Source organism: Gelidimonas diazotrophica, from assembly GCF_055694025.1.
This window is the reverse complement of record NZ_CM146349.1, coordinates 1,534,347-1,556,050: the sequence shown is the minus strand read 5'-3', so window position 1 is coordinate 1,556,050 and position 21,704 is coordinate 1,534,347. Positions and strand designations below refer to the sequence as shown.

Genomic DNA, 21,704 nt, shown 5'->3' with positions numbered 1-21,704 from the left:
CACAACGGCTCTGAAGCGTAGACTGACAAAGAAAGCAGTATTGTCAGACTAAAGAAGAAGCTAAGACATATAAATATCTTCGTCAATTGCGCGCTAACATCCTGACGATCAATTGCTTGGCAATGCCTATAGTGAAAAGTGTATTGCAGATCAAATAGCGCTTATATAACCGGCGTGGCTCGGTCAAGAGGCGATAAAGCCATTCCAAACCCTTACGCTGCATCCACAATGGCGCCCGTTTTATTGCCCCGGAATGGTAATCGAAAGCGGCCCCTACCCCAATCATTACAGCATTTATCCGGCCGCGATGTGTCGCCATCCATTTTTCTTGCGTTGGACACCCCAGCCCTATGAATACAACATGCGCGCCAGAGCGATTGATCATCTCCACTTCCGACTCATCCTCCAACTGGGAAAGAGGTCGAAAAGGCGGGGAGTACATGCCGCCCACATCCAGGCGTTCGAAATGCTTGGAAATAGATGCACGCAACTTTGCCAAAGTCTCCTCCGTACTACCGTAGAAGAACACGGTCTGACCAAGTCGCTCTGCCTCCCCCAGATAGCGCCACATCAAATCCGGCCCATTAATCCGCTCTTGCACTGGAAAGCCCAACCGGCGCAAAGCCCAAGCGACAGGAGCGCCGTCTGGCGTAGACATATCAGCGTCATTCACCACCATTTTGAACTCAGTGTCTAGCGTTGTTGTAACCACCGAATGGACATTGCAAACGCAGACATAACGAGACTCGTGCGCTGCACCCCATGTAACGATTTGTGTGATTGCATCGTTCCAGGACAAGGCATCAATACTGGCGCCAAGAACGGCCGGGCCTTTACGCAACATGACGATCTCCCTGTGCTGTCGCAATTGCATCTTCATATATTTCGATGAGCATTTGGTAGTTGCGCTCTGGCGTATATTTCGCCTCGTATTCAGCGTGCGCCGCTTGCCCCATCCTCAGCATTTCGTCGGGATGTAACTCCGCCCATGCAATCTTTGCAGCAAGGTCAGTCGCATCACCGGGGTTGAACAATAAACCTGTGACACCATCTTGGATGATATCAACAAGCGCGCCAAGTCGGCTGGCGATAACGGGCAGGCCGCACGAGAACGCCTCAACAATAGTCCGCGGCGAATTCTCATAGCAGATACTCGATACAACTAAGAATAGCGCCGAACGCATCCGGTCCATGATGTCTTCAAGAGATATGAAGCCCAAATACTGTTCACCAAAAGATTCTGCTGCCAGCGCCACCAATGGGCCGTTACCTATGACTTCAATGCGGGTGGTACTTAAAATATTCACAGCCTCCGCTAGCACGTCGAGTCCTTTCTCGGTGGAGAGCCTCCCAACGAATAGCCCGCCACGACGAGAATTCCAGTTAGGAAGCGCGCCAGATGCAACGAAGTTAGGCTTGATACGAATCCGTTCGGCAGATAGTCCACCCTCGATAAATTTGTCCCGGCAGAAGGTGTTTAACGCGATATAGCGCGTTACTTTTTCACTGTACGTTCCGATTAGCCGATGGGCGCTTAACATGCCGGCAGCGACTACCGACTGAATGACAGATTCGCGATAGCACTTTCGTGTGACCGCGCGCCAAGGCAATCTGCCGAGGCAGTCTTCGCACACTTTGCCTTCACGTAAGAACATCGCCTGCGGACAGATGAGACGGAAGTTATGCAAAGTCTGCACCACGGGAATCTGCTTGCGATCCGCCATCCAGTACAGCGCTGGTGAAATCAACGGAAAGGTATTGTGTGCATGAATCAGATCCGGTCGAAAAATTTCGCATGCACTCTTCATCTGGCCTACGGATCGTTGCGACCAGATGGTTGATACAGCCGCTACCGCCCGCGACATGTGCGCGAGCTCATCGTTGTGCCGTCGATAAAGTTCGACTGTATGACCGTACGCACGTAGCAGCGCGATCTCTGCATCAACAACGGTATCTTCTCCGCCCCGATGCTGGTAACCATTATGCGCGAATAGAATTTTCATGAAGAAGGTGGGCAAGAATGTTGTTGGAGAACCGGGCGGGTATATTTTTAATGCGTGTGCTTTGTATAGTAGATCCCTCTGTCCAGATAAATTTTTATCAGATACACCAAGCCGCGTGCCAGATTGCGTTGTCCAATCTCGACGTATAGCCGGTTCGGGTCGCTCTGCGCATGACCGGCTTTAGGTCGCCTGTAAAAATTTTCCGCTTGCTTCGCTCACTGCCAGCTTCTTCTTTTCATAACTGGGTATATCTAAAATTTTTGTCCGGATTTCGAAATCCACTTTAGACACTACCTGTGTCAGCGCAGGGTCAACATAAGTAATAACAATTCAAGACATAATGTGCGTTTTTTTTGCAATACGGAATTTTCCGAATACTCTCCAATTTCAATTCCGTCCAGTAGCACTTCTAAAAAATATGCGGACGTTAACAATGGCAGTTGATCATTATCGACATGTGCCATTCTTAAATAATCTTTACTATATCTACTGCTCCATAATAATTTAAGCTGACTTAAAATTCTAGTTGGCTCCCACTCATAAACCAGAATAGCGAGTTGCACAATAAAATGACATGCATCGAAAAGAGGGATTCCATGGATAAAACCTTTCTCCCAATCGTAAACGAATAAACCGTTTTTACTATCTCTTGTGTAATGACGAATATTCCATGGAACAAAATCACCATGCACAGTGCATTGATGAATAGGTTTTATGGGAGATGCCATCAAAATGGCAAGCGTTTCATGGAGTACATTAAACTGCGCCGCAGGCACGTTTCCCTTAATTTCCTGCACGCGTCTTATCCAGTTCCGCTGAATAATGAAGTCCTGGGGAAAAAGTATTTCTTCTTCTTCAAGTAGGACACGAAAAAAATCCCAATGCTGCTTGTCCAAGCTGTTTCCAGAGAGAAAAGGTGGCCCTGCTGTTTGAGCAAGTACAAGATTACTATCAGTCTCAAATATTCCTAGTAATCGTGGTACGACATCGACAATAGATTTTTTCGCTAGTTCGCTTAGAATATTTGCTTCCCTTTGAATGGCGCCACGAGCCAGGTGATTTTTCGCTACCTTGAGATATGCAGTGGGATTACCTGCATCATCCATTATTTGCAATGTGAATTTTTGCCTGGCTGAAACCGTACCGCGTGAGATGGCAATATATTTCTGGTCGCAGCATCCCTCCATTGAATCAATGTATCTTGACAGGCTAGTTTTATGGTCTTTATCCAAAAAGATAATTTGATGATTGAGAACGGGGCTAATTTGCGTCAAACAGCGTAAAAAAAATTTGAAAAACTTCCCGGAAATGTTAGCGGGGGCATATAAGTCCAGACCATGCCAGGCCACGTCCGAATTCGCTAAAGGTATGAGCCATTTTAGATTACGTCTTGAAGGCAACATCAGGTAGGGTAAGCCAGATTCGCGGCTTAATGACTCGCAGGCAATAAGTCCCCATAGGCTTTCGATCTCATAATTACTTGATTTGGCTAGCATGATTCTGACGATAAGTTGGTTTTTTATGAAACAAATATGGGTGTGGCGCAAACCAATTTAGTGGCGCAACTATGGAGATATTGCGCCCAATGCACCATATTATTTACCGTTGGCACGAACAAAAAAATTCGGTCGCGTGGTAGTTGGTGTCTTCGCAGAAACGGGTTGCTCATCAACCGGCGCAGTGGAGCGCTGGGAATCCGCACCGCTCAGAGTTCCCTTTGAAAAGCAGGCGCTTGCGCTTCTCAATTCCTCAGCGATATGTTCCGACAGCCTGAGCGTAAGAGCAGCAATTGTTATCGTCGGAAAATTTGCTCCCGCCGTCGGAAAAACAGAACTGCCGGCGACATACAGATTCGTCATGTCATGCACTCTGCAATCCCGATCTACCACTCCATGTTTTGGTGAGTCATGCATTCGGGTCGTTCCCATATGGTGCCACGTTCCCTCTTTTTCCAAGCTCGATGGCCATTCCCCACCCTCAATCGGGGGATCAAGCACTACTTGGGCAATACCAGTGCGCTGCATTTCCTCAGCAAGGATCGCGAAGGTTCTGTCGAACGTTCGTTGTGCCAGTTTGCCGGGCCGCCAATCGATCTCTACCCGATTCATGCCGAGTCGATCCTTTTGCGAGGAAGACAGCGTGACTCGGCTGTCTGGATCTGGCTCCGGTTCGACGATGGCTTGAAATTTCACGTCCCGTACCAACGAGCGAGGCTGGAAAATTCGGGTGTACCCATAACCTACGGTATTCGCAGGATCGGAGATCATCGTGAAAAGGTCACGACTAAGTTTCCACCCTGCCTGCTCTTTATGTAACAGCGCTTGTTTGCATCTATACAGCGCTTGCGCCCCTTCGCTGCCTTCACCGGGGAACACTGACGCGAACCACACCCTGGCGTTGAGCAGACGTTCTTGCTTGAGCACCTCTGGCATAAGCGCAAACTGCGATGCAATACATGTGCCATGCGCGGCCACTGCCGCGTTCATATAGTGGTACTTAACGTCGTACAACTTGTTGCGCGCCCATTCTTTTGTGAAGCGGATGCTGCCGGACTGTAATCGCGGATGATCCATGAAGAAGCGCCCTACGAGATCGTTCGCGTTGCCAAGACCGGCAGACTGATCCTTGTTCGAGGCAAGAAGCAAGCGCGCGTTCTCGATCCCGCCCGTTGCCAACACGAACAGCTTTGCCGACACATACATGGTACGGCCGCTGAGCGTCACTACCTGGACCCGGGAAACGGTTCGCGCCGATCCGGCAGTCTCGATATTCAACACATTAGCGTAAAGAAAAGTACGGATGCGTTGCGAACGCGCCAGATCATTTCTATAAAGTGTTCCGAAGCGCGCCGGAGGACTGAATTGCGATATGGTATCCCTGACCTTGCCGCTTACAAGGGGTATTCTGCGCACGTCGCGTCTACCGATCGCAGCCTCCCAAAACGCCGGTTCAAAGTTGTTCGGACCGAGCTTTAACAAGGCGTGAGTGCGCTCATAATAGGGTGCCAATTCCTTCAAGCCGAAGGGCCAGCCGCTGTGGGCAATCCAATCCCGCTTCTCGAAATCCCAAGAATCCAGCGGCCGGCACCACCCCCCCCAGCAGTTGCTGCTGCCGCCTAGAAAACGGCCGCGGCAACCGTCAGAAAAATGGTATGGCAAACCAATATCCTCTCCACGGTAGAGATCCCGCGTCTCGTCGTCCGCCTTGAATCCGCCACTTTCCAGCAGGCACGCATCAATGCCTTGCTTTTCCAGTTCCAGCGCCAGCGTGATGCCGGCAACACCACCGCCAATAATACAGACCGCTGTTTGGACCAGGGTGCCATTTTCAATTCGTCGAGTATCAACAAACATTATTATCACTCCCACAGCGCATCTGGCACACGCCAAAATCGAGTTAGATATCGACTGGATTAATTTACAGCGACCACGGGTCCTGAGGTCGTAAAGTGTGGCAATTAATTAACTGCAGCCCTATTTTTATATAAATAACTGATACGCACTTATCCTGTCGCAAGAAAACTGAACGAATATCAGGGCGGCTTTGGTAGGTTGGGCTAACGCCTTATTAGCCACCATCGTAGCCCAACATTCCATGCACAATGTTGGGCTTCGCTTTGCTCAGCGCCAACCTACCGATTTCGACTCGTTTTTCTTGTGAAGTGCGCAGCATCAATAAATAATAAATGCAGTTCGGCCAACCACATTCGATCTAAAACAAAGCTTCATCCGAATCATTTGTCGCAGTTGTCATGGCGACCGAAATGTGGTCACAACAATCGTCGGAGCAGTTATTTTCGTAATATTTCTGCCCGTTATGCTGGCAAAATCCATATAATATTTAATGATTACGTTGATTGAAAATGTTTACCCATTTAAATAATTCATTATCCGGCGTACTTTTGTTCGATGTGGATATACATAATCCCATACAGGCGAAATCAGACCGGTTTGCAGCCAAAGTAGTCTTTTGAATTGTGACAATGTATGTGCATCAAAACAAGTTCGAGGTATTTGATCTAAGTGCGAAGCTGGCCTTAATGATTGACGTGCGACAGTGTATTGGTACTTAAAACCAGAACGGGATGCCATCGATCTCCATTCTGGGTATGCAAGGCCCCAAGGCCAGGCAAGATGCGTAAAATGATTTCTTGGCAAGTGCAATTCATGGGAGAGCAGATCCACCGAAGTTCCCAGATCCTGCTGAATTTCAGTCAGAGACAAATTTGCAAATCTATTATGTGTGTGGCTGTGCGACTGGCAATCAACGATGCCGCTAGACTGTAACTCCCGGACTTGGTCCCACGATAGAAATGTCTGATCCGCTACAGCTACTTGTAAAGTTTTATTTTGTTCCGAATTTAGTAGGAAGTCTGTCGATAAAAAACAAATGGCTTTGAAATTAAATTCCTGTAAAACTTCCAGCGCAATACTTCGGACAGATTCGAAACCATCGTCAAATGTAATTAAAAATGACCGGTGCGGCATGCTCCGACCAGTGGTTAAGGCGGAAGTAAATTCATCGGCGGAAAGAGACTTCCATCCAAGCTCGCTAAGCATTTTCATATGCTGCCGAAATACTGCGGGAGAAGTTGACATCTTACTGATTGGACCGCCTATACGATGATATAAAAGTACTGGAATAGGATGATTCATCTGTAATGCCTTTTTTAGAAAAAATTTTAGAATTGGATTAGCGCAAAGTGGAAATATTTACTTGCGCTTCCCCCAAATATCCTAGCTACACTGCTTCTTATTTCCCAAGCGCTTTAGCGATATGGTTACCAATTGCGACACAAATCCGCTCCGGCTTTTAGCGTTGCAAACACATCGTCAGCTGACGCAGGTAGCCTCGGAATGCGATGTTCAGTGCCATATCACCATTGCGCAACATCTGCCAGATTGAACGGTATACCGCGACCTTGTCGAGATCGCGCTTCTCTCCCAGCAAGGTGTGCTTGTATTCGCATTCTCCCCACAGAAAGTGCAGCTCTTTGCCTTCGCGCGCAATGCACTCGCAAAAAATGAGGTAACAGCACAAAACTCCGAGCCAGTAAGCGTCATAAATTGGATCATGGGCGATGACTCTGAAAAAATAATTCGATCCAGCACAAAAACTGATGCTGCCAGCGCACACCCGGCCATCGATTCTTGCTACTCCGACCAAGCCACATTTTTTTGCCAGACGGATTATCTTTTCAATCTCTTCTTCATCCATGGCAAATGCCGTGCGCTTGTCCCCCACCTTGTTCCGATTGAGGTCAATGATGGCTCGAATCGTTTGATCGTCTATTTCATCTTTTGAGAGAACCTCAAAATGATAAGACGGAAATGTTTCAAGCAGATTTTTCGTGTAACGCTGGATATTCCTGCCCATGCTCTTACCTAAAATGGCCAGATATTCCTCACCTGTTTTAGGCAAAGTCAGTACGATATCCGCCAGGTTTTTGACACGCTGATAGGGGAATTGAAGTGTGTGGAGATTCGTCTGAATTGACGTAAACGAGATGACCCTAGCCGATATGAAGTTGGTAAAAATATAGACCGCAAAGCGAGATATATCTTCTTCATTAACTTTGATCACTTCATTGATAACCCGTACGTCGCCGTCATGATGTTGAAACAAAAAAACCGTGATGGTCCTGCCTCCCTTGCGGACGATATAGGTGCTTGTATCTCTGCCGTCACTGTAGACACGAAACTGGGCAAGCGATGAATAAAGGCTGCCATATATCCGATCCATTTCTGCTTCAATAAAGGCTGGTACGTCATTTTCGTAACATGAAATCGTGATACCTTCGGGTTCGGTCGACCGATTCGTAATGTGATCGCCAATCGGGTCACATATCAGTACACACCTTGCGGCTACATCCATCCGTTTCATATCATGGACCTCCTCAAAGCCTGCAATATTTTTGGGTATGACAGCGCGCCGATGCGTCTGCCACCGCTCCTCGGGCATGCCAAAATTTAGCGTTGCGTTAATGATTTATTAAAAAATATAACTGTCGCTGACAGCCCTCTTCCCAGCACAGAAAAAAATTAACGAAGGGCCCTTTGGCGATGCACGAGTGACATCAAGCCTGCTTCGCAGTCTCGATCAGTGGATGTTCTCCGAGCAGGTATTGGGTGTGCCGATATTTACCATACGTATAACCGTAACCATAACGACCGGGCTTAACCGCCATATCATTAAACACGACACCTTTTGGCGCCAGCCCCGCCTGGTTCAGGCGCTTGACAGACTCCGATATTTCACCCTGCGTGGTGACGCCGGCACGTGTGATGAGATAGATCGAGTTGGCATGCGCGCCAATGATCAATGTATCCGCGACCGGAAGGATAGGCGTCGCATCAATTAAGACCATGTCGTACATCGATGACAACGATTGCAGCAGGCTACCGAAACTTGGATGCAATAGCAGTTCCGATGGATTAGGTGGCAAATTGCCTGTGGAAATGAAATCCATATTCTCGATCACGTCGCGATGGATGACACTGTCCAGACGATTGGTTCCGGAAATATAATCCGAAAGACCATTTTGCCGCCCCAGATCAAAGTACCGATGGAGATGTCCATTACGAAAATCTGCATCTATCAACAACACTTTCTTGCCACTCGCCGCCATGATTGCGGCCAGGTTCACCGATACGAATGTTTTGCCCAAGCCGGAGGTTGGTCCTGCAATTACCACGATGTTGTTCTTTGACCGTGACAGCGAAAACTGCAAGGCGGCACGGAAATTTCGCAAACCTTCAATTGCAATATCAGTTGATGAAACTCTTGCCAACAGTGGTAATTTATTGGTCTTCCCAGTAGCGTCTCCCTGTAATTCTTTTTGCATCGCACTGTGCGGAATAGATGCATAGACCGGTACTCCAAGCATTTTTTCGATTTCCTGCGGATCGTCGATCGCGCCACGAAAGACCTTCTTGATAAAGGCGCTAAGCACTCCAAGAAATAACCCAATTAACACAGCCAGAGCGATGATCATGGGACGATTAGGACTTATCGGTTTTTCCGGCATCATGGGAGCATCTACCAGCCGCACATTGCTCACTGTGCCAACAGTAATAAGGCGTAATTGCTGCGAGGTGTTCAACAATGCTGTGTACAAGTCAGTATTGACCTTGATATCACGGTTAAGACTCAACACTTCCTGTTCCAGCATGGGAAGCTGTTTGATGTGAGCAGCCACTGTACTGATTTCACTACTCATCGCTCTGATCTGATTGTTAAGTCCCATTACGAGAGGATGTTGTTCCGTAAACTGTGTCAGTAATTCTGCTTTTCTTTGCTGCAGATCCAATAATTTGGTTTTTGCAGCGGCGGATTGTTGCAAACTTATCTTGGCTTCTTCATTCAAATCGATCGTGCCATGGACGTTACGGAACTGGTTATATTTTGCTTCTGCTTGTTGCAATTGCTGCTTAAGTTCCGGCAACTGCTTGCTCAGAAAACTTTGCGATTTTTCTGCCTCTTCCGTTTTACGCGCGAGATTCTGACGCATGTATTCCCGTCCAATCTCGTTCAGAGTGAGGTTGACAATTTTTGGATCACTGCCTTGAAGTGTTACTTTAATTATTCCTGATGTCTTACCCTGTTCCGCGATCGTCATAGCCTTTTGCACATTCTCGATCGTACTCAGTCTGGAAGTGCGACTCAGCAAGAATTGCGCGCCAGGTTTGGCCGCGAGCTGCTCTACCCGTAACTCTATGTTGCCCTTATCCGTTGCTATATTGAGCGTGGTCCCTACCCTGCCTTTCCACTCAAGATTTTGTTCACTTTCGTTTAGCCGAAATTGACCATTGTTTTCTGCAGTGACTATGAAATCACGATTCAACATGGAGTCCGGTACATTGAAGATAGAAACATCAATTTTCTCAGAACCCCAAACATAACCTCCATAATCAAATAATCCAGGAGTGGAAAGATGCTTATTATGGTTGGCAAAAAATTCGCCGATTATCGGAAAGTATTTTGGATGTGCATCAATGTAGAGCCGCAAATTATCAACTGCACGGGAAACCACTAAGCGTGAGTGAAGAAGCTCCATTTCAGACGTCGCGGCCGTTTTTACATCGACCATCGCAGCCATTTCGCCCATTATATTTTTCGATTCATTGCGTCGCTCTTCTTCCACATGAATCAGCAAATTTGCTTCGTAGAGCGGTTTTGCTATGAATGCATAGGCGATGCCCAGCAGCGTGACTGCCAGGGCAATTTTGACAATCAGCCAGCGATGGTCAAAAAGGATGTTGAGATAGGTTACGATCCCGATTTCATTATCATCATCTTGCATACTGTTAGGAACTGACTGCTGAATAGGGATCAGGGCCGGCTGCGAAATAAGTTGATTCATCATGATGATTATTTGAATAATTAAGGGCGCACATAAAAATGACGCCAAGTTAAATATATAACCGCCACCTTTGCCGCGCCCGCAAAAGCCAATGCATTGTTGTCGTGCGCCGTACAGTTAGCGTGTTCCCTGAACATCACAATTACTTTCCTGCATTCCCACCATGTCCCTCTGCGTAGCGGAAGGGCTTAGGATAGATCACGAATAATCGCCATATCATTTAGATTATTTTTTTTGCCAATGTGACTAATGCGCGTTATTAGTTCGCCGACACCTTCATCAATCAGATTGCATGTCTGCCTGAACGCAGTCAAACCTTGCAGGTAAGGATCTGGAATATCGTAATTGCCGAATTCGCCTAATCTGCAAACCTTGTTTTTAAACCCTGGATAATTAATTTCAAGAAAATGCTTTTGGTATCGATCCATTGTCACGATCACATCGGCCTCATACACCATCCAGAAAGCGAGCTTACGTGCTCGATGCTCGCTGATATCGATACCGCGTTCTGCCATTAACTGAACGGACAAAGGATCAGCAGGTTCGCCTATAGGTGCATTGATTCCTGCTGAAAAAACTTGTTTTTCAGGTAGCGCCTTTTTGAACAAACCTTCTGCCACTGGGCTGCGACAGATGTTGCCGATACAAATAAATAAGATGTTGTTAATCACTTGCTGACCCCGACAGCTGACGTTAACGATCCTGGGATAAGCAGGCTGATCGCACGATTCCAGTTGGCAAGCGGCGAGGCAGCAACATAGATGACATCCCTGGGATAAAGCTCGAAACCCTCCGCCATCGCCATTGCTCCAGGCACACTCGCATCCAGCTGGTACACAATCGGCTCCTTGGCAGATTTGCGCACTACATAGACTTGTCGGCCATCGCCTGTGATTGGATTGATGCCGCCAGACTCGCCAAGGGCTTCATTGAGCGTCAGACGGCCATTGTGCATGGTGAGCGATCTCGGCACGACCACTTCACCCGATACAAAAACCTTGCTTTCATCACGCGATAGCACGCGAACAACATCGCCATTTGCGAGCATGATGCTAGCCGGGTTGACGCCCTTTTGAACCAGTTGCAAGAGGTTGATGGGATAGCTTATTTCCGTGCGGGTGATAACAATCCGACTTTGGTCTGCAGTTGGCAATAAACCACCAGCGCGGTTTAGCGCTTCGACCAGTGTCATCGGAACATCGTTGATTGCTTGAAGGCCCGGGGTTTTGACTTCACCATCAATGTACACACGCTTGCTGCGGTAAGCCTGCACACTTAATGTAATCTTGGGATCTTTGATATAGCGCGCAAGCTTGGAATTCAGGAGGCTGCGCGCCTGTTCCTCTGTCAAGCCAGCCAACTTGAGGCTGCCGGCATATGGGAATTGCACCATGCCTTCATGATCTACGACAAAACCGGCAGGTAACGGCCTTAGCGCGTCACTGATTCCATCTATGCCCGCAGGTGCTTTTCCCACCATGACTGCACTGGCTAGTTCAGGATGGTCCCATACAACAATAGACAGGATGTCGCTGGCGCCAATGGTATAAGGCTTGGGCGTCAGATCAGTAACCTGAAGCTGGCTAATATTCTGACTGGATTGTTGTTCGTATTGCTCTTTCTCAAATTTTAGCAATTTCGCAGTAATGGTTTTGATAATGGGTACAGTTCCAGCAGGATTTTCCTCGGCATTGGATTTGGCGTTACTTTGCAAGCCCGGATAAACTGTAGTGCATGCAGCAAGCCATGGCACTAATGCCAGCAAGCTCATTTTTTTGAGTGATGCTTTTGAAAATGTGCGCATGGAATATCCAATTAAATTTAGCAAACTGTTCAAGATTGATGCGCTGTGATAATTTATTCGCGATGCAATTAAAGTATTTAGCGCCACCTGTAATCCCTGATTACCATCACGAGCCTTATGTTGCTCACCGCATAAATTTTGAGGCCGGCGATGAAGTTCAATATAATTAAGTTGCACAAATTAAATTTGATAAGTATCAAACTATCAATGTTCTGCGTATAACCGCATGCTTGCAGCCCCACACACGCCTATGCTCAGCCTGACTCTAGAAAACGATAATCGCAGCCAAGTTTGTGCTGCACTGAACGATGGCCGCTGGCTCATTGCCTGCCTTTGTGCCGCCTGGTGCGGCACTTGCAATGATTTTCGGAGCAATTTTGAAGAACTGGCTGCACGCCATCCGGACAAGCAACTGGTCTGGATCGATATCGAGGATCAGGCCGAAGTTGTCGGCGATCTCGACATCGACAATTTCCCTACCCTATTGATCCAGCACGGCGATACGGTGGCTTTTTTCGGCACCATATTGCCGGATATGCGTCTGGCCGACCGGTTGATCCGGTCGCAACTGGAGAAAAGCAATGCTGCCTTGCATGCAGAAGCGCAAAGTAGCGCCGAGCACCGTGCCTGGCAGTGTGATTGCAATCTGCGCAAATTATTGGAAGCGGCATCATGAAGTTGAAAACCCGAACTTCCTGATCACTACTGCATCCAATGGATTAATAAAAAAACGCAGAATAGGTTTGCGCTTTATTGCTAACCCGTTTGCTAACCCATTGGAGAGCAGCATGAAGCAGAACCGCACGGAACGCGACACCTTTGGCACCATAGAAGTCCCGGCCAATCGGCTTTGGGGGGCGCAAACACAGCGCGCGCTTGAGCACTTCGCCATTTCCAGCGAGCGCATGCCGGATGCATTGGTCAAAGCGTTAGCGACCATCAAAGGCGCCTGCGCCTGCGTTAATCTGGATCTGGGCTTGCTGCCGGCGGCCAAGGCCGATGCCATCATCAAAGCGGCAGCAGCGGTTAGTACCGGCCAGCATCAGGCTGAGTTTCCACTGGCGATCTGGCAGACCGGGTCCGGTACCCAAACCAACATGAACATGAATGAAGTGCTGGCAAATGCGGCCTCAGAACTGCTGGGTGGAACGCGCGGCGAAGCACGGCTGGTACACCCCAATGACGAAGTCAATTTAGGTCAGTCTTCGAACGATATTTTTCCGACCGCAATGCATGTCTCCGCTGCGGTCGGGATTGTAAAAACCTTGCTGCCGGCAATACGAAAATTACGCATGACGCTGATCGAAAAATCGCTGGCATTCGATGACATCGTCAAGATCGGCCGCACCCATCTGCAGGATGCAACGCCATTGACGCTGGGCCAGGAATTTTCCGCCTATGGCAGCCAGTTGGAACATGCAGAATCCTGCATCACCGCGACGCTGCCGGCATTGTATGCGCTGGCTGTAGGCGGCACGGCGGTCGGCACCGGACTCAACACGCACCCCGAATTCGGCCAGCGGGTGGCGGAGAAACTGGCGCGAACTACCGGCTTGCCGTTCACGTCAGCACCCAACAAGTTCGCTGCGCTGGCAAGCCACGACCCGCTGGTGTCCACCCACGGCGCGTTCAAGACGCTGGCCGTGGCATTGATGAAAATCGCCAACGATATCCGCTGGCTGGCTTCCGGGCCGCGCTCGGGCCTGGGAGAAATCAGCATTCCGGAAAACGAGCCCGGTAGTTCCATCATGCCGGGCAAGGTCAATCCGACCCAATGTGAAGCGCTGACCATGCTGTGTTGCCAGGTGTTCGGCAATGATGTTGCGATCGGTTTTGGCGGCGCTTCCGGCAATTTCGAACTAAATGTCTTCAAGCCGCTGATTGTCCACAACTTGCTGCAAAGCCTGCGCCTGTTAAGCGACGGCATCAGCAGTTTTAATCGCTATTGCGTGTGCGGCATCGAAGCCAACCGGGGGCGCATCGCGGAACTGATGGAGCGCTCGCTGATGCTGGTAACTGCCCTGGCACCCCATATCGGCTACGACCGCGCCGCCCAGATAGCCAAAAAAGCGCATCAGGACGGCAGCACGCTGAAGCTGGCTGCGCTGGCTTTGGGCCATGTGACGGAAGAAGATTTCGACCGCTGGGTGCAACCGGCGCAGATGACACGCAATACCATTTAGATGGTATCTGAATAATACGTAACTATGCAGCGGCAAGACAATTAAGAGCGGAATGGTGCGATGTTGTAGGAGCGCACCCGGGCGCGATCAACGGCTGCAGTCTGGCGACTGCTTTCGCGCACGGGTGCGCTCCTACAAAAAACCACTTCGGTTTGGAAGTTTCTTGGTGCGGGCTGAATAGTTGCAATAATACAATACTGGTCCAGTGTATTTTTTACTACCGCATATAATATATGCGGTAGTACCATCTTTTTTGCCTATACTCCATGTTTTTATGCGCACCAATTTGCCTGGTGAAATCAGCCCACCTCAGTTACCGTCTTGAATCCCGGTTGCGCAATGAAGCGCGCCAGATGGTGGTCGGTATCGCCCAAAGTCAGTTCGATCATCGTCAACCGTTTGAAGTAGTGGGCTGCCGGCAGTTCGTTGGTGACGCCCATGCCGCCATGCAGTTGTATCGCTTGCTGGCCGATGAACTTCAGCGCCTGCCCGACCCGCGCCTTGGCGGCCGAAACCGTACGACGGCGCTCTTCCACATCGGCAGAAGCAACCTTTACCGCCGCCAGCATCGCCATCGAACGGGCCTGTTCCAGTTGCATGAACATCTCCGCCATCCGGTGTTGCAGCGACTGGAACTTGCCGATCGGGACGCCAAACTGCTGGCGGGTTTTGACATATTCCAGCGTCGCGGCGTTGATCGCGTCCAGCGCGCCGATGGCTTCGGCGCACAATAAAGCCGCGCCGTAATCGGCAACCGCATCCAGCAGATCCCAGCCCGCACCAAGCTTGCCCAACAGCGCGGAAGCAGGCAACTGCACATCGTTGAACGTGATGTCGGCCGCGCGCTGGCAGTCGATGGTGCGGTAATCGGTGCGGGTCACGCCGGTCGTGTCAGCCGGCACCACAAACAACGAGATGCCGTCGGTATCATTCTGTGCGCCACGGCTGCGCGCCGAGACGATCAATGCGCCGGCCTGGGCACCGTGCAGCACCACCGTCTTGACGCCATTGAGCACAAAACCATCGCCCTGCGCCTGGGCGCTGGCCCTGATGTCAGACTGGTCGTGGCGCGATTGCTTCTCGCCCAGCGCACAGGCCAGCTTCAGCTCGCCAGCGGCGACCTGCCGCAGCAAGTCGTCATGACCGCCGGCGCGTTTCAGAAATTCTGCGCCCAGCACGGTGGCCAGATACGGTTCGATAACCAGGCCGCGTCCCAGTTCCTGCATCACCACCAGCATGTCGATGGCGCTGCCGTTAAAGCCGCCTTGCGCTTCCGGGATCGGCAATGCGGTCAAACCGAGTTCGGTCATGGCGCTCCAGGCAGCGCTGGATATGCCCGGCTCGGAATTGACGATGGCCTGGCGTTGCGCAAAGGTGTAATCCTTGTCCACCCAGCGCCGCACGGCATCCGAGAATTGCTGTTGTTCTTGTGTAAAACTGAAATCCATTCTGGTCTCCTTGGTGTTTTTGCACGCATCGTGGTGTACACGTGGCGCAGATCTTTTTGATCGTTTTACAGCCCCAAAATCATCTGGGTAATGATGTTTTTCTGGATTTCATTCGAGCCGCCGTAAATCGAAGTCTTGCGGAAGTTAAAGTAATACGACGCCAGCGGCGCGGCATCGTCGTCTTGCGCCACGCTGTGCGGATGCTGCCCTTCCAGGAATGCCGGGTCGAATGGCATGCCATACGGGCCGACCGCTTCCAGCATCAGTTCGGTCAGCATTTGCTGCACTTCGGTTCCCTTGACCTTGAGCAGGGATGCCTCCGGCCCCGGACCGCGCTTGCTGCCCTCTTGCGACACCACGCGCAGCACCGTTATTTCCAGCGCCATCAATTCGATTTCCAGCGTCGCCACCTTGTTGGCAAACACCGGATCATCCAGCAATGGCTTGCCGTTTTTATGCTGCGCTAGTGCAATCCGCTTGAGGAACAGCAATTCGCGCTTGGAGCGGCCGACTGCGGCGATGCCGGTACGTTCGTGTCCAAGCAAGTATTTGGCATACGTCCAGCCCTTGTTCTCTTCGCCGATCAGATTTTCCAGCGGCACCTTGACGTTATCGAGGAACACTTCGTTGACTTCGTGCTCTTCGTCCAACGTGATGATCGGGCGCACCGTGATGCCGGGCGTGTGCATGTCAATCAACAAAAAGGAAATGCCCTCCTGCTTGCGTCCGCTGGCATCGGTACGCACCAGGCAAAACATCATGTCGGCATGCTGGCCGAGCGTGGTCCAGGTTTTCTGGCCATTGACGATGTAGTGATCGCCAACGCGTTCAGCGCGAGTTTTCAAGGAAGCCAGATCGGAGCCCGAACCCGGTTCGGAATATCCCTGACACCACCAGTCGTCGCAATTCAAAATGCGCGGCAGGTAATGACGCTTCTGCGCCTCGTTGCCGAAGGCCATGATCACAGGCGCCACCATATTCACGCCGAACGGCAGGATAGGCGGGGTGCCGGCGCGGGCGCACTCATCTTCCCAAATATGGCGCTGCACAGCATTCCAGCCGGTGCCGCCGGATTCGAGCGGCCAGGCCGGCGCGGCCCAGCCCTGTTTTGCCAGCGTCTTGTGCCACCGGACGTAATCCTCTTTGGATAGGCGCTGATGATTCAGTACCTTTGACTGCAAATCTTGCGGCAGGTTTGCTTCCAGATAAACGCGCACCTGTTGGCGAAACGCCAGGTCTTGCGCGGTGTAATTCAAATCCATGCTGTCTCCCCCATTTATATTAAAAGCACGACCGTTCAAAATTAATTGTACAGCGGATTACTTATAAACAGGATTTTTGTATCTATGCTCAAACAGACAATAATTTTCAGGAATACTGGATTTGATCGATGCTCCGATTACATGCAGAAAATCACCCTCACTTTGATTCGTGCGAAGAAGATGTGGATGTGGATGGCAGCGCGCTTTCCTTCTTTTCATCAATTTGCAAGCGCGCTGCATAACGCTGCGCCAGCACCGCACATACCATCAACTGGATCTGATGAAACAGCATCAATGGCAACACGATGGCGCCGACCGCATGGCTGGCGAATAACACATTGGCCATCGGCACGCCACTGGCCAAACTTTTTTTGGAACCGCAAAACACGATAGCGATTTCATCCTCCTTGTTGAAGCCCAAACGGCGTGCAGCAAATGTAGTGATTCCTATGGCCAGCGCCAGCAATATTGCACTGACGATGAACAAGCCACCCAACGCCCGCAGCGGCAACTGTTGCCACAAACCCTGTCCGACCGATGCGCTGAACGCCGTATATACCACCAGCAGGATGGAACCCTGATCGATAAATTTCAGACCTGATTTATGACGATCAACCCAGCGCCCTATCCATTTTCTGGCAATTTGGCCGGCGATGAAAGGCAGCAGCAATTGCAATGCAATGCGGATAACGGAATCGGCTGAAGAGTGGTTGGTGCTGTCTGCGACCACCAGCAAACCCACCAACAGCGGCGTCAGAAACATGCCGATCAGGTTGGACGCGGAAGCGCTGACAACGGCAGCCGCCACATTACCCCGGGCCACCGCGGTAAATACAATCGACGACTGAACAGTGGACGGCAGTACGCACAAAAACAGAATACCCAGATATAACTCAGGCGTCACCAGCGGCAACAAGAGCGGCTTGAGGAGTATCCCCAGTACAGGGAACATCAGAAAAGTGCATGCCATCACAGTCAAGTGCAAGCGCCAGTGACGCATGCCGGCAACCACTGCGTCACGCGGCAGCTTGGCGCCATGCAAAAAGAACAGCAAACCGATGGCAAAGCTGGTGACCCAGTCAAAAGCTACCGCGACCTGCCCCTCGCAAGGAAAAATACTGGCGACGATAACGACAAAAATCAACGCCAGGGTGAAATCATCCGGCAAAAAACGAGGGCGAGTCATTGGGGGCCTATGGAAAATAAATACACAATTTGGATTTGTATTGCATCAGCATTACTTGCTGGAAACAGAACTGCAAGGCGCAAGTTTAACTCCAACCATCACGCATCGGCGCGTTGGAAGAACCGCTACCGGAGCAAAAAAATCAAAATATTCCTCACAAGACCTAGTCAAAATCAGAAACCCCATGTATAGTTTCGCTTCTTCGGTGCTGCAACATAAACATCGATAGTTTGACTGACTAAGCAAAGAATATGGGTGCTTAGCTCAGTTGGTAGAGCGGCGCCCTTACAAGGCGTAGGTCGGCGGTTCGACCCCGTCAGCACCCACCATCAGTCAAACAGCAATTGTGACAGGTTGCAAATAGTGTTAATTAGGAGTGGTAGTTCAGTTGGTTAGAATACCGGCCTGTCACGCCGGGGGTCGCGGGTTCGAGTCCCGTCCGCTCCGCCAATATTTGAAAAGGGTGAACTTCGGTTCACCATTTTTTCTATTCCGCTGCGCATTTTCAGTAGTGCAGGCCTCTGTGCCTGCACTACTACCGCCATTTCGTTCCCAATTAATCGTGCGCAGCAATCTTCGGCGTGTTCACCCGTACATCGCCACACTGGGCCCGATGCCGCAGCGCGTGATCCATCAATACCAGGGCCAGCATCGCTTCGGCAATCGGCGTGGCGCGAATGCCCACGCATGGATCGTGTCGGCCGAAGGTTTCTACCGTGCTGGGCGTGCCTTCTTTATCAATCGAGCGACGCGGCACACGAATCGACGAAGTCGGCTTGATGGCAATCGACACCGTGATGTCCTGCCCGGTCGAAATGCCGCCCAGCATGCCGCCGGAGTTATTGCCGACGAAGCCTTCGGGCGTGAGTTCATCGCCGTGTTCCGAGCCTTTTTGCACCACGGATTTGAAGCCGGCGCCGATCTCCACGCCTTTGACCGCGTTGATGCCCATCATCGCGTAAGCAATTTCGGCATCGAGCTTGTCGTAAATCGGCTCGCCCAGGCCGACTGGCACGTTTTGCGCCACCACATCAATGCGAGCGCCGATCGAGTCGCCGGCCCGGCGCAAGGCATCCATGTATTCCTCCAGCTGCAAAATAATGCCGAGGTTGCCGGTCGCCGCAAAGAACGGGTTGTTGCGCACATGTTCCCAGGATTCAAACGGAATCGCGATCTCGCCCAACTGGCTCATGCAGCCGGTGAAGGTGGTGCCGTATTGCTGCAGCAGCCATTTCTTGGCGATGGCAGCCGCGCCCACCACCGGCGCGGTCAGACGGGCCGACGAGCGGCCGCCGCCGCGCGGGTCGCGGATGCCGTATTTCTGCCAGTAGGTATAGTCGGCATGGCCGGGGCGGAAGGTCTCAGCGATGTTGCCGTAATCCTTGCTGCGCTGGTCTTCGTTGCGGATCAAGAGCGCAATCGGGGTGCCGGTGGTCTGGCCCTGATACACGCCGGACAGGATTTCCACCGTGTCGGACTCCTGCCGTTGCGTGACGTGACGCGAGGTGCCGGGTTTGCGGCGATCCAGATCAGGCTGGATGTCGGCTTCCGACAAAGCCATGCCTGGCGGGCAGCCATCGATGACGCAGCCGATGGCCGGGCCGTGTGATTCGCCAAAGGTGGTAACGGTGAAGAGCGTGCCGAAAGTATTGCCGGACATAGTGTGGGCCGATTAATAAGGTTAATTGAGCTGGAAAGGCCTGATTTTACCAGCCTATCCGTATGCAATCATGCTACGGATCAGGGGCAATCTAGCGTCCGGGCAGCCATGCCACAAATCGGGTCCAGAATTCCGGCACGGCTGAAAAAATCGCTGCCGCCACCAGCGCATTCAGCACCGCCGTCACCATGAAAATCTGCGGGATGCTGCATCCCATTTTCAGCAAGATCATTGCCACCAGCGCGGCGCCGACCATGAACAGCGCATTCAGGATATTCATGCCGGCGATGGTGCGCGACACGTGCTGCGGATCGCAGCGGGTCTGGATCAGTGCGAACAGCGGCACGATATACAAGCCGCCAAAAACGCCGATCAGCAGGCAATCGAACAGAATCCGCAGACTGCCCTGCAGCGCCACAAAACCACCGATGCCGACCATTGCGGCCATTGTGACATTAGCGACGTCGGCATAACCGATACTGGCAAGAAACAAATCGAAGCCGAATACAGTCAAGCCAATCGCGCCCAGCGGCACCAGCCCGATCTCCACCCTGCCCCTTGACAAGCGTTCGCACAATAAAGAGCCAGCGCCGATGCCGAACGAAAACATCGTCAGCAGCAGCACGAACACGCTATGGTCGCCGTGCAGGTAATCGCGCGTATACACCGGAAACTGCGCCAGCACGATCGCGCCGTAAAACCAGAACCACGAATTGCCCAGCATGGCCAGGAACACGGTGCGGTTCTGGCGCGAAAAATGCAGATTGCGCAACGTCTCGCGCCACGGGTTCCAGTTGATCTGCAACTCCGGCGCCGGCGCTGGCGTCGGCGGGATGGCGCGACTGGCTATCCAGCCGATCAGTGCGAACGCAATCGTGCTGCCGGCAATGATTTCCAGCCCCCACGGCTTTTGCACCACCAGCACCGCACCCAGCACTTCGCCCAGCAGGATGCCGATGAAAGTGCCCATTTCCACCATGCCATTGCCGCCGATCAGCTCTTCAAGCTTCAAATGCTGCGGCAGATACGCGTATTTCACCGGGCCAAACAGCGTCGAGTGCAGCCCCATGCCGACCACCGCAGCCACCAGAATCCACAAGCTGTGCGTCATCCAGCCATACGCGGCGACCAGCATGATGCCGATTTCAAGCAGCTTCACAAAACGCGCGATGCGCGCCTTGTCGAACTTGTCGGCAAATTGTCCCGACAGCGCGGAAAACAGCACGAATGGCAAAATGAACAGTCCCGGAACCAGGTTATTCAACAAGCCCACATCCATCGTGGTCCAGCGCAAGGCATCGTAAGTGATGATGGTCAGCAATGCGGTCTTGAACACGTTATCGTTAAACGCACCAAAAAACTGGGTCCAGAAGAATGGTCCGAAACGCCGCTGGGCGAGCAGGGAAAATTGGCCGGATTGACGCATGGATAAGGATTGTTGAAAGGTTACTGGTTGGGTGCGCGTAAAAAATGCGATGGACGACGATTTTATCGATAGCGGCAATTTGCTGCTAGCAGTTTCATGCATTTTTTGAAATAAAATATACTCAATTATGTATTTTTAATTACCGCAATTAAATTATGCGGGAATTGCAGTGTTTTTAGGCATACTCCGGGTAAATTATGGATTAATGGAATTATTCAGCCTGTCATGAACGTTCTTTTCCTTGCAAGAGATGGCGTCGTAGTGGCCGTACGGAGAGATTCCAAACCCGCGGCAAGTTAGCGCGAACTACATAATTAAAATGGTCAAAATGCTATCGTGACACGAAATCTGGCGCGATAATCGCATTGCG

General features: G+C 51.1%; 15 protein-coding genes, 2 tRNA genes and 1 pseudogene. 4 read left to right on the top strand and 14 right to left on the bottom strand.

All coding sequences use genetic code 11. The features are described 5' to 3' along the window. Positions 1–82: 82 nt before the first annotated feature. From KGFNPO_RS07190 to KGFNPO_RS07150, 9 genes are all read right to left on the bottom strand, one after another. On the bottom strand, positions 83–844 hold the full coding sequence (locus KGFNPO_RS07190) for a WecB/TagA/CpsF family glycosyltransferase (RefSeq protein WP_472633955.1): 762 nt from the start codon (positions 842–844) through the stop codon (positions 83–85). Then, a complete protein-coding gene (locus tag KGFNPO_RS07185) occupies positions 834–2,003 on the bottom strand; it encodes a glycosyltransferase family 4 protein (protein WP_472633953.1) in 1,170 nt (389 codons plus the stop codon). The genes KGFNPO_RS07190 and KGFNPO_RS07185 overlap by 11 nt, the downstream gene beginning before the upstream one ends. Positions 2,004–2,302: 299 nt before the next feature. Beyond that, positions 2,303–3,499, bottom strand: a complete 1,197-nt coding sequence (locus KGFNPO_RS07180; RefSeq protein ID WP_472633951.1) for a hypothetical protein — start codon at positions 3,497–3,499, stop codon at positions 2,303–2,305. Positions 3,500–3,598: 99 nt separating this feature from the next. Next, entirely contained in the window at positions 3,599–5,356 is a 1,758-nt protein-coding gene (locus KGFNPO_RS07175) for an FAD-dependent oxidoreductase (RefSeq protein WP_472633949.1), read from the bottom strand. 513 nt (positions 5,357–5,869) lie between these two features. Then, positions 5,870–6,658 carry a polysaccharide deacetylase family protein gene (locus KGFNPO_RS07170; protein WP_472633947.1) on the bottom strand — a complete coding sequence of 263 codons (789 nt, stop codon included), beginning with the start codon at positions 6,656–6,658 and terminating at the stop codon, positions 5,870–5,872. Between the two features lie 157 nt (positions 6,659–6,815). Then, the gene (locus KGFNPO_RS07165) at positions 6,816–7,886 is read right to left on the bottom strand and encodes a GNAT family N-acetyltransferase (protein ID WP_472633945.1); all 1,071 of its coding nucleotides are present in this window, start codon (positions 7,884–7,886) and stop codon (positions 6,816–6,818) included. A gap of 193 nt (positions 7,887–8,079) precedes the next feature. Further along, the gene (locus KGFNPO_RS07160; protein WP_472633943.1) at positions 8,080–10,368 is read right to left on the bottom strand and encodes a polysaccharide biosynthesis tyrosine autokinase; all 2,289 of its coding nucleotides are present in this window, start codon (positions 10,366–10,368) and stop codon (positions 8,080–8,082) included. A 185-nt stretch (positions 10,369–10,553) separates the two neighbouring features. Then, positions 10,554–11,036 carry a low molecular weight protein-tyrosine-phosphatase gene (locus KGFNPO_RS07155; protein ID WP_472633941.1) on the bottom strand — a complete coding sequence of 161 codons (483 nt, stop codon included), beginning with the start codon at positions 11,034–11,036 and terminating at the stop codon, positions 10,554–10,556. After that, the gene (locus KGFNPO_RS07150) at positions 11,033–12,346 is read right to left on the bottom strand and encodes a polysaccharide biosynthesis/export family protein (RefSeq protein WP_472633939.1); all 1,314 of its coding nucleotides are present in this window, start codon (positions 12,344–12,346) and stop codon (positions 11,033–11,035) included. Before KGFNPO_RS07150 ends, KGFNPO_RS07155 begins: the two co-directional genes overlap by 4 nt. Positions 12,347–12,419: 73 nt before the next feature. On the opposite strand from KGFNPO_RS07150, the gene KGFNPO_RS07145 reads away from it, so the two are divergent. Together KGFNPO_RS07145 and fumC are read left to right on the top strand one after the other, a co-directional pair. Then, positions 12,420–12,845, top strand: a complete 426-nt coding sequence (locus KGFNPO_RS07145) for a thioredoxin family protein (RefSeq protein ID WP_472633937.1) — start codon at positions 12,420–12,422, stop codon at positions 12,843–12,845. Positions 12,846–12,957: 112 nt separating this feature from the next. After that, entirely contained in the window at positions 12,958–14,352 is a 1,395-nt protein-coding gene (fumC, locus tag KGFNPO_RS07140; RefSeq protein WP_472633935.1) for a class II fumarate hydratase, read from the top strand. Between the two features lie 299 nt (positions 14,353–14,651). Here fumC and KGFNPO_RS07135 read toward each other — a convergent pair whose 3' ends face one another. The 3 genes from KGFNPO_RS07135 to KGFNPO_RS07125 all read right to left on the bottom strand — a co-directional run bounded on the left by KGFNPO_RS07135 (position 14,652) and on the right by KGFNPO_RS07125 (position 18,248). Further along, positions 14,652–15,800, bottom strand: coding sequence for an acyl-CoA dehydrogenase family protein (locus KGFNPO_RS07135; RefSeq protein ID WP_472633933.1), 1,149 nt, complete (start codon positions 15,798–15,800; stop codon positions 14,652–14,654). Between the two features lie 65 nt (positions 15,801–15,865). Then, positions 15,866–17,062: an acyl-CoA dehydrogenase family protein gene (locus KGFNPO_RS07130; RefSeq protein WP_472633931.1), complete on the bottom strand. Its 1,197-nt coding sequence runs from the start codon at positions 17,060–17,062 to the stop codon at positions 15,866–15,868. A 157-nt stretch (positions 17,063–17,219) separates the two neighbouring features. After that, positions 17,220–18,248, bottom strand: coding sequence for a bile acid:sodium symporter family protein (locus KGFNPO_RS07125; protein WP_472633929.1), 1,029 nt, complete (start codon positions 18,246–18,248; stop codon positions 17,220–17,222). 253 nt (positions 18,249–18,501) lie between these two features. Here KGFNPO_RS07125 and KGFNPO_RS07120 point away from each other — a divergent pair. After that, positions 18,502–18,577: transfer RNA gene (locus tag KGFNPO_RS07120), tRNA-Val, on the top strand. A 44-nt stretch (positions 18,578–18,621) separates the two neighbouring features. Then, positions 18,622–18,698 (top strand) — tRNA-Asp (locus KGFNPO_RS07115). Between the two features lie 106 nt (positions 18,699–18,804). Here KGFNPO_RS07115 and aroC read toward each other — a convergent pair. Further along, the gene (aroC, locus tag KGFNPO_RS07110) at positions 18,805–19,908 is read right to left on the bottom strand and encodes a chorismate synthase (RefSeq protein ID WP_472633927.1); all 1,104 of its coding nucleotides are present in this window, start codon (positions 19,906–19,908) and stop codon (positions 18,805–18,807) included. Positions 19,909–20,011: 103 nt separating this feature from the next. Further along, a pseudogene (locus KGFNPO_RS07105) lies at positions 20,012–21,334 on the bottom strand (MFS transporter); the annotation flags it as partial. Positions 21,335–21,704 lie beyond the last annotated feature (370 nt).

What these genes read in the sequence shown, in the direction of transcription:
- KGFNPO_RS07190 (WP_472633955.1), bottom strand. Translation starts at nt 844, where the DNA reads ATGTTGCGTAAAGGCCCGGCCGTTCTTGGCGCCAGTATTGATGCCTTG.
- KGFNPO_RS07185 (WP_472633953.1), bottom strand. Translation starts at nt 2,003, where the DNA reads ATGAAAATTCTATTCGCGCATAATGGTTACCAGCATCGGGGCGGAGAA.
- KGFNPO_RS07180 (WP_472633951.1), bottom strand. Translation starts at nt 3,499, where the DNA reads ATGCTAGCCAAATCAAGTAATTATGAGATCGAAAGCCTATGGGGACTT.
- KGFNPO_RS07175 (WP_472633949.1), bottom strand. Translation starts at nt 5,356, where the DNA reads ATGTTTGTTGATACTCGACGAATTGAAAATGGCACCCTGGTCCAAACA.
- KGFNPO_RS07170 (WP_472633947.1), bottom strand. Translation starts at nt 6,658, where the DNA reads ATGAATCATCCTATTCCAGTACTTTTATATCATCGTATAGGCGGTCCA.
- KGFNPO_RS07165 (WP_472633945.1), bottom strand. Translation starts at nt 7,886, where the DNA reads ATGAAACGGATGGATGTAGCCGCAAGGTGTGTACTGATATGTGACCCG.
- KGFNPO_RS07160 (WP_472633943.1), bottom strand. Translation starts at nt 10,368, where the DNA reads ATGATGAATCAACTTATTTCGCAGCCGGCCCTGATCCCTATTCAGCAG.
- KGFNPO_RS07145 (WP_472633937.1), top strand. Translation starts at nt 12,420, where the DNA reads ATGCTCAGCCTGACTCTAGAAAACGATAATCGCAGCCAAGTTTGTGCT.
- fumC (WP_472633935.1), top strand. Translation starts at nt 12,958, where the DNA reads ATGAAGCAGAACCGCACGGAACGCGACACCTTTGGCACCATAGAAGTC.
- KGFNPO_RS07135 (WP_472633933.1), bottom strand. Translation starts at nt 15,800, where the DNA reads ATGGATTTCAGTTTTACACAAGAACAACAGCAATTCTCGGATGCCGTG.
- KGFNPO_RS07130 (WP_472633931.1), bottom strand. Translation starts at nt 17,062, where the DNA reads ATGGATTTGAATTACACCGCGCAAGACCTGGCGTTTCGCCAACAGGTG.
- KGFNPO_RS07125 (WP_472633929.1), bottom strand. Translation starts at nt 18,248, where the DNA reads ATGACTCGCCCTCGTTTTTTGCCGGATGATTTCACCCTGGCGTTGATT.
- aroC (WP_472633927.1), bottom strand. Translation starts at nt 19,908, where the DNA reads ATGTCCGGCAATACTTTCGGCACGCTCTTCACCGTTACCACCTTTGGC.